Origin of the sequence: Ideonella azotifigens, from assembly GCF_006519715.1 — a bacterium.
GTDB lineage: Bacteria > Pseudomonadota > Gammaproteobacteria > Burkholderiales > Burkholderiaceae_C > Ideonella > Ideonella azotifigens.
Genome location: NZ_VIDT01000249.1, coordinates 1 through 7,357, shown reverse-complemented (window position 1 = coordinate 7,357; position 7,357 = coordinate 1). Strand labels below are relative to the sequence as shown.

Sequence of the window (7,357 nt, the reverse complement as noted above, 5' to 3'; positions counted from 1 at the left end):
CCTGCGCACCCGCCCGGCGGGTGGTCTCGCGTATCCCGCGAGACCGGGTGCTCCATTCCTAAGGTGCGAGGCGTTCGCGCAGCCACTGGCCGTCGGCCAAGCGGTATCGCAGTCGGTCATGCAGGCGCGACTTGCGGCCCTGCCAGAACTCCCAGCAGTCCGGCACCAGGCGGTAGCCGCCCCAGTGGGGTGGCCGCGCGGGCTGCAGGCCGTGGCTCAGCGCGGCCTTGGCGGCGTTGGCCACCAGCACCGCGCGTGAACTGATCACTTGGCTTTGTGGTGAAGCCCAGGCACCCAGGCGAGAGTCCAGCGGCCGGGACTGGAAATAGGCGTCCGACTCCTCGGCGCTGACCTTCTCGACCCGGCCCTCGACGCGCACCACACGCTCCTGCGCCACCCAGTGGAACTGCAGCGCGGCAAACGGGTGCAGTGCCAGCTCCTGGCCCTTGCGGCTTTCGTAGTTGGTGAACCAGACCAGCCCGCGCGCGTCCGCGCCCTTGATCAGCACGATGCGGGTCGATGGCCTGCCATCCGCGCCCACCGTTGCCAGCGTCATCGCGTTCGGCTCGGGCACGCCCCCGTCCAGCGCGGCTTGCAGCCACTGCTGGAACTGCGGCAGCGGCGCATCAGCCGCCTGGTCTTCATCGAATTCGGCAAGCTCGTAACTCTTGCGCAATTTGGCGAGATCACTCATCGACAAAGTGTATGCGTGGCCTCGTGTCCAATGGCCGATTCCGCAAATCGCCTGCCTGCGCTAGGGTGAGGCCTTAAGTGAAGCTCCCACTGGCCTGGGGGCGGCAAGGCTTTCATCCTTGGGCTCGTTCTTGTTGGGCACCTGTCGCCCCCTCTTTCCGTCATGAAATCCCTTCCTGCCGTGGTGGTGCTGGGCGCCGGCCGCGGTTCCCGTTACCTGGGGCCGCGCCACAAGTTGGCCGAGCCGCTGGGCAGCCACTCCATCCTCAGTCACACGGTGCGCAACGCGATTGCCACCGGGCTACCGGTGGTCGTGGTGACCACGCCTGCCTTTGCCGACGAGGCCGCCGGCCTGGTGGCCAAACGCGACGTGGTGGTGCTGGGCCACGGCACCGGCCCGGCGCCTGGCGGGATGGGCGACTCGATTGCCGCTGGCGTGGCCGCACGCTCAGGCGCGGCCGGCTGGCTGATGTTGCCGGCCGACATGCCGATGGTGCAGCCGCTCACTCTGCTCGCGGTGGCCGGCGCGCTGTCCCACCATGCGGTGGCCTACGCCCAGCTGCGTGGGCAGCGCGGCCATCCGGTCGGCTTCGGCGCCGAGCTGTTTTCCGAGCTGATGCGCCTCAGCGGCGAAGAGGGTGCCCGCCGGCTGGTGGCCCGCTATCCGGCGCATCCGGTCGATGTGGAAGACCCAGGCGTGTTGCAGGACATGGACACCGAGGCCGACCTGGCCAGCCTGCGGGCCCGCTGGCACCAGCGCTCCAACCTCGCCGCGGGCTGAGAGGCTGAGCCCCGCGCGCATTGCCCGCGTCGCGGGCATGGAAACCGCATCCCTGCTCGCTCGCGATGCATGCTTCGCTGGCGACCTGCGTGTGCGGGCCTTGGTTTGACCATGTAATCAAGTTACTTGATAATCAAAACCAAGGTTACATCGGTGCCGCCACTCGGCCTGCACGCCAGGCACGGCCCGCAGCCAATTCTTCTTCTGTCCTGGATCAGCCAATTGCCCATGACTTCTGAAACCTCACTGCACCCTGTCATCGCGGCCGTCACCGACCGCATCCGCAACCGCAGTGCCGCCCTGCGTGGCGCTTACCTGGCCCGCATTGACGCCTTGCGCAAGCGCCCACGCGGCGTGGACCGCCTTGGCTGTGCCAACGTGGCGCATGCAGTGGCCGGTGCCTCGGCCAACGAGAAGATGCGCATCGTCGCCGAGAAGGCGCCCAACATCGGCATCGTCACCTCGTACAACGACATGCTGTCGGCGCACCAGCCGTACGAAGGCTACCCGGCGCTGATCCGCGAAACCGCGATGAAACTCGGCGCCAGTGCGCAGGTCGCCGGTGGCGTGCCGGCGATGTGCGACGGCGTGACCCAAGGTTATGCCGGCATGGAGCTGTCGCTGTTCTCGCGCGACACCATTGCGATGGGCACCGCGATTGCGTTGACGCACGACACCTTCGACGCTGCACTGCTGCTCGGCATCTGCGACAAGATCGTGCCGGGGCTGCTGATCGGCGCGCTGCACTTCGGCCACCTGCCTTGCGTCTTCGTGCCCGCCGGGCCAATGGGCTCGGGCTTGTCCAACAGCGACAAGGCCAAGGTGCGCGAGCAGGCGGCGCAAGGCCTGGTGGGCCGCGCGGAGTTGTTGAAAGCCGAGCAGGCTGCTTATCACAGCCCCGGCACCTGCACTTTCTACGGCACCGCCAACTCCAACCAGATGCTGCTGGAAGCCATGGGCCTGCACGTGCCCGGCGCGGCCTTCGTGCCGCCGAACACGCCCTTGCGCAAGGCCTTGACCGAAGACGCGGTGAGCCGCGTGCTGGCACTGCGGCAGCGCGAACTGCCGATCGGCCACCAGGTCGACGAGCGCTGCATCGTCAACGCGATGATCGCGCTGCTGGCCACTGGCGGCTCGACCAACCACCTGATCCACTGGGTTGCCGTGGCGCGCGCCGCCGGCATCCTGATCGACTGGACCGACTTCTCCGAACTCTCCGGCGTGATCCCGCTGCTGGCGCGGGTCTATCCGAACGGCGCGGCCGACGTGAACCAGTTCCAGGCCGCCGGTGGCCCGGCGTTCGTGATCCGCGAGCTGGTGCGGGCCGGTTTGATGCACGGCAACGTGCCGACAGTCGACGCCGATGGCATGGCCGCCTCCGGTCGCTTGCCCTTGCTGGATGAAGCCGGAGCCCTGCATTGGCAGGAACTGCCGGCCACCAGCGGAGACGAGACCGTGCTGCGCGGTGTCGCATCCCCGTTCTCCGCGACCGGGGGCCTGAAGCTGCTCTCAGGCAACCTGGGCCGCTCGGTGATCAAGGTTTCGGCCGTGCCGGAAGACAGGCACATCATCGAGGCGCCCGCGGTCGTGTTCGACAGCCAGGAAGCGCTGCTGGAAGCCTTCAAGAATGGCGTGCTGGAACGCGACCTGATCGCCGTCGTGCGCTTCCAGGGCCCGCACGCCAACGGCATGCCGGAGCTGCACAAACTCACGCCGCCGCTGGCCGTTTTGCAGGGCAAGGGCTTCCAGGTTGCGCTGGTGACCGATGGCCGCATGAGCGGCGCGTCCGGCAAGGTGCCGGCCGCCATCCACGTCAGCCCCGAAGCGCTGGCCGGTGGCCCGCTGGGCAAGGTGCGTGACGGCGACCTGTTGCGCCTGGACGCGGTGACCGGCACGCTGGAAGCCCTGGTGCCGGCCGAAGAGTGGGCCGCGCGCGTGCCCGCAAAGCGCAGCGACGCTCTGGCCGAGCTGCACGCCCATGACCTCGGCCGCGAGCTGTTCGCCGGCATGCGGCGCAATGTGCGCACGGCCGAAGAGGGCGCCTGCACCTGGCTGTGAAGCCACCGTCCTCATTGCATTCCAGAACCTGTCCCCCAGAGGAGATTTCCCCATGATGAACACGCTGGACCTCGCCGCCCAAGGCCCCGTGATCCCGGTGATCGTGATCGACAACCTGGCCGACGCAGTGCCGCTGGCGCAGGCGCTGGTGGCCGGCGGCGTGAAGGTGCTGGAAGTGACCTTGCGCACCCCCGTGGCGCTGCAGGCCATCGAGGCCATGGTCAAGGCTGTGCAGGGCGCGATCGTCGGCGCCGGCACCATCCGCAGTGCGGACGATGCGCGTGCCGCCAAGGCGGCTGGCGCGGTGTTTGGGGTCAGCCCGGGCTACACGCCGGAAGTTGGCGCGGCCTGCCGTGAACTTTCGCTGCCCTTGCTGCCAGGCGTGGCGACGGCCAGCGAAGTGATGATGGCCCAGGCCGATGGCCTGCGTTTCCTGAAGTTCTTCCCGGCGACCGCTGCCGGCGGCATTCCGATGCTGAAGGCCCTGGCAGGCCCGTTCCCGGATGTCGTGTTCTGCCCCACGGGCGGCATCAGCCTGCAGACCGCGCCTGACTTCCTGGCGCTGCCCAACGTCAAGGTCTGCGGCGGCTCCTGGCTGACGCCGGCTGATGCGGTGAAGGCCGGCGACTGGGCGCGCATCACGCGCCTGGCGCAAGAGGCCTCGGCGCTGGCGCGCTGATTCAGGGCGCGTTGCCTGCCACCAGCCCTGCCATGGCCGCGGCCTGAGCGGGCGTTTCAGGCAGCGCCGCCAGGCCATGCGCCACGCCGGTACGGTCCGCAGCCGGCCGGTTCTGGCTGACCTTCCATTTGCCCTGCAATTCGGTCACCTCGATGCGAAAGCCGACGATGGCTTTCAGCAGGCTGTCGACGTAGTCCGCCGGCGCGTCGTCGACCGACCAGGGATGCGGCTGGTTCGCTTCATGAGCGTCGGTCAAGGCATGCAGCAGCGCCAGCAGGGGCTCTCGCTCGGTGAAGGTCTGCAGCCGCCCGCGGGCCTGAACCACCGCGTAGTTCCAGGTTGGCACCACCTTGCCGCCGGCCGTCTGCTTGGTGGCGTACCAGTTCGGCGAGACATAGGCTTGCGGGCCCTGGAACACCGCCAGCACGGATTGGCCTTCGGCTGCCTGCCACAGCGGGTTGGCTCGGGCCACATGGCCGGTCAGCCAACCGGTGCCCGGTGTTTCGCCGGGCTGCCACAGCAGCGGCACCGGGTCGGCCTGTAGCTCTCCATTGGCATCGGTGTGCATCAGCATCGCCAGCGGGTGGGCCTGCATCAACGCAGCGAGTTGTTCGGGCGCAGTCTGTTCGAAGTGGCGCGGCTGGTACATGGCGATGACGGGCTGGCGTGGTGGGGTGCGGCCCTGACGATAGCGCAGGCCAAAGGCCTGCAAGCTTGCCTCAGGCTGGGAGCCGGTCCAGCCAGCAGGCCATGCCTTGCGCATTCAGCTCCACGTCCAGCGTCAGCAAATCGGCCACGCGTTCGGCCGGCAGCGTGCTGCCAGCGGCGCGCAGGTCGTGCTGGTAGAGCGCGAGCAGGGCGGCGCTCAGGGCAGCATGCCTTTGAGGGTGCTGGCGCAGCGCCAGGCCCAGTGTTTCGACCTCGTCCAGCAGTCGCAGCAGCGCTTCGGCCAGCGGTGCCACCGGGCTCAGCGCGCCATAGTGGGTCAGGTAGACGCGCTCGGGTTGCGCAGCCATCAGCCTGTGGATCGTCGCGCGAGCAGCATCGGGCTCGAACTGCACCGGCGTGGTGGTCGGCAGGATCCACGGTTTGCCGTTCACGTCCAGCTCGCGGTAGGACAGGCCGAAGCTGTCGCCGGTGAACCAGCCGCGCGAGACCGGGTCCCAGATGCAATGGTGGTGGCGGGCGTGGCCGGGTGTGTCGACCAGCGTCAGCGTGCGGCGGCCCAGCGTGATGGTCTGGCCGTCCGAGCTGGGCTGGGCGCGTTCGGCCGGCACCGGCACCAGCTGGCCGTAGGAGCGGTCCATCTCGGCCTGGCCGTAGACGGCGAGCGCGCCCTGGTACAGCGCGCTCGGGTCGAGCATGTGGCGCAGCCCGCGTGGGTGCACCAGCAGGGTCGCGTTGGGCAGGTGCTGCATTAGGCTGCCAGCGCCACCGGCATGGTCCAGGTGCACATGGGTGGGAATGACCCAGTCGACCTGCGCGGGTGACAGGCTCAGTGCCTGCAGCGAGGCCAGCAGGCGCGGCACGGCGTGGCCGGTGCCGGTGTCGATGAAGGCGGCGCGGCCATCGTCGACCATCAGGTAGGCAGCGTCGAAATTCGGCCGTTGGAAGCCGGTTTCCACGGCGTAGATACCGTGGCCGAGGTCTTGCAGGAAATCAGGCAGCGGAGCGGGGGTGTTCATGGGCAGAAGCTTGCCGGGTCACCACCCGCCCGGTCCAACGGTTTACGCGCGTCGGTTGTCAGGCGCCGGTGCCGAGCAAGGCCCACAGGCGGGCAATGTCGGCTGCGCCATCGTTGCCCTGCACGCTACGCAGCGTCTGCGTGGCCTTGGCCTTGTTCTTGCCGCTGTGCAGCAGTGCCAGGCCAAGGCGAAGCTTGGCGTCGTCAGGCCGCTTCAGCTGGTCCTTGGCAATGCCTTGTTCGATCAGCGCAATGCCTTTGTCGGTCTGGCCGAAAGACACCAGTTGGGTGCCGACCAGCACCATCGCGTTGCCGTCCTTGGCCTCGGCGACGTCCTTGTCCAGGCCGGCCTTGCCTTCGGCTTCCTGCTTGATGGCCAGGTCTTCGAGGCGCTTGTGGCGCGCGGCTTCCGGGCCGGTGCCCAGCACGCCGGCAGCGATGCCTTTTTCGACCACCATCTTGCCTTCGCTCGGGAATCCGGCCTGCAGCGCGAGCTGGGCCATTTCCATGTAGTCGTCGGCCTTGCTCAGGTTACCGGTGGCCAGGCGCAGGCGCAGCAGGTCAAGCGAGTAGCGATCGTTGGAGAAGCCAGGTTTGCGCGGCAGGCGGCCGAGCGCGGCGGCCCAGTATTCCTTCTTCGGATAATAGGCCAGCAGCTTCTCTAGCACGGCGCTCTGACCGGCCGCGTTGTTGGTGTGCTGGTAGGCGTCGGCCAGGCGCAGCAGGTCGCCTTCGTCGGGCTTGCGACCACCTTGCTCGGCGGCGGACACTGCAGCCGCCGCGTCCTTGGCAATCGCGTTGTAATCGCCGCTCTGGCCCTGCAGGTAGGCCTGCAACTGCTTCAGCTGCGGGCTGTTGCCGCCCAGCGAAACAGCTTTCTGGGCCCATTGGCCAGCCTTGGCGTTGTCCTTCAGCTGCGAGTAGGCAAAGGCTATGGACTCGGCCATCTGCGCCTGCTCGGCTTGCGAGAGCTTGCCGGAAGCCATGGCTGCTTCAAACGAACGTGCCGCGGTGGCGTTGTCGCCCGCACGCTGGGCCGCGGCACCGCGCATGCGGTCCACCATCAGTTGCTCGTTAGGGTTCTTGTTGGCGACGTTGTCGGCGTCACGCACCTTGGCCAGGGCTTCCTTGGCCTTGCCTGCCTTCAGCATGTCGCCGGCCTGTTGCAGCGGCTTGGCAACTTCCGGGCGCAGCGCCTGGGCGTAGGCGGTGGAGAGGCAACCTGCCATCAGCAGGGAGGCGGCAAGAACGCGCAGCTTGGTCATGGTGTACAGGGGATCCTGGGGGATCTCGAAAAAAACTCGATGAAGGGTGTGAGCCAGAAACGCCATCGGGGTTCGATCCGCTGACGGATGAGCCCCGATGGTCTGACCTGCCGGCTGACCTTGGTGAAGGTCATGGGGCAGTGTTGCGAGAGTTCTGGTTGCAGACCGGCCGGCAAGCCGCTCAGTCCATGAACTGC

General features: G+C 67.9%; 7 protein-coding genes. 3 read left to right on the top strand and 4 right to left on the bottom strand.

Annotated features, from left to right (window positions below):
* Positions 1–58: 58 nt before the first annotated feature.
* Complete coding sequence (gene pdxH / locus FKP22_RS15700) at positions 59–694, bottom strand: pyridoxamine 5'-phosphate oxidase (RefSeq protein ID WP_141288405.1); 636 nt, start codon at positions 692–694, stop codon at positions 59–61.
* A 162-nt stretch (positions 695–856) separates the two neighbouring features.
* Between pdxH and FKP22_RS15695 the strand changes: the two genes are divergently transcribed.
* The 3 genes from FKP22_RS15695 to eda all read left to right on the top strand — a co-directional run bounded on the left by FKP22_RS15695 (position 857) and on the right by eda (position 4,211).
* Positions 857–1,474 (top strand): nucleotidyltransferase family protein, encoded by a 618-nt coding sequence (locus FKP22_RS15695; protein ID WP_141288404.1) that lies wholly within the window; start codon positions 857–859, stop codon positions 1,472–1,474.
* Between the two features lie 228 nt (positions 1,475–1,702).
* Entirely contained in the window at positions 1,703–3,532 is a 1,830-nt protein-coding gene (gene edd, locus FKP22_RS15690) for a phosphogluconate dehydratase (RefSeq protein WP_141288403.1), read from the top strand.
* A 55-nt stretch (positions 3,533–3,587) separates the two neighbouring features.
* Positions 3,588–4,211, top strand: a complete 624-nt coding sequence (eda, locus tag FKP22_RS15685; RefSeq protein WP_141288407.1) for a bifunctional 4-hydroxy-2-oxoglutarate aldolase/2-dehydro-3-deoxy-phosphogluconate aldolase — start codon at positions 3,588–3,590, stop codon at positions 4,209–4,211.
* A 1-nt stretch (position 4,212) separates the two neighbouring features.
* Here eda and FKP22_RS15680 read toward each other — a convergent pair whose 3' ends face one another.
* From FKP22_RS15680 to FKP22_RS15670, 3 genes are read right to left on the bottom strand one after another with little or no spacing between them, the layout of a single operon-like run.
* Positions 4,213–4,923, bottom strand: a complete 711-nt coding sequence (locus FKP22_RS15680; RefSeq protein ID WP_231011796.1) for an FMN-binding negative transcriptional regulator — start codon at positions 4,921–4,923, stop codon at positions 4,213–4,215.
* A gap of 7 nt (positions 4,924–4,930) precedes the next feature.
* The gene (locus FKP22_RS15675) at positions 4,931–5,896 is read right to left on the bottom strand and encodes an MBL fold metallo-hydrolase (RefSeq protein WP_141288402.1); all 966 of its coding nucleotides are present in this window, start codon (positions 5,894–5,896) and stop codon (positions 4,931–4,933) included.
* Between the two features lie 58 nt (positions 5,897–5,954).
* Positions 5,955–7,160, bottom strand: a complete 1,206-nt coding sequence (locus tag FKP22_RS15670) for a hypothetical protein (protein ID WP_141288401.1) — start codon at positions 7,158–7,160, stop codon at positions 5,955–5,957.
* Positions 7,161–7,357 lie beyond the last annotated feature (197 nt).

Excerpts from the sequence above, each read along its gene's own strand:
- FKP22_RS15695 (WP_141288404.1), top strand. The coding sequence starts at position 857 with ATGAAATCCCTTCCTGCCGTGGTGGTGCTGGGCGCCGGCCGCGGTTCC.
- pdxH (WP_141288405.1), bottom strand. The coding sequence starts at position 694 with ATGAGTGATCTCGCCAAATTGCGCAAGAGTTACGAGCTTGCCGAATTC.
- edd (WP_141288403.1), top strand. The coding sequence starts at position 1,703 with ATGACTTCTGAAACCTCACTGCACCCTGTCATCGCGGCCGTCACCGAC.
- eda (WP_141288407.1), top strand. The coding sequence starts at position 3,588 with ATGAACACGCTGGACCTCGCCGCCCAAGGCCCCGTGATCCCGGTGATC.
- FKP22_RS15670 (WP_141288401.1), bottom strand. The coding sequence starts at position 7,160 with ATGACCAAGCTGCGCGTTCTTGCCGCCTCCCTGCTGATGGCAGGTTGC.
- FKP22_RS15675 (WP_141288402.1), bottom strand. The coding sequence starts at position 5,896 with ATGAACACCCCCGCTCCGCTGCCTGATTTCCTGCAAGACCTCGGCCAC.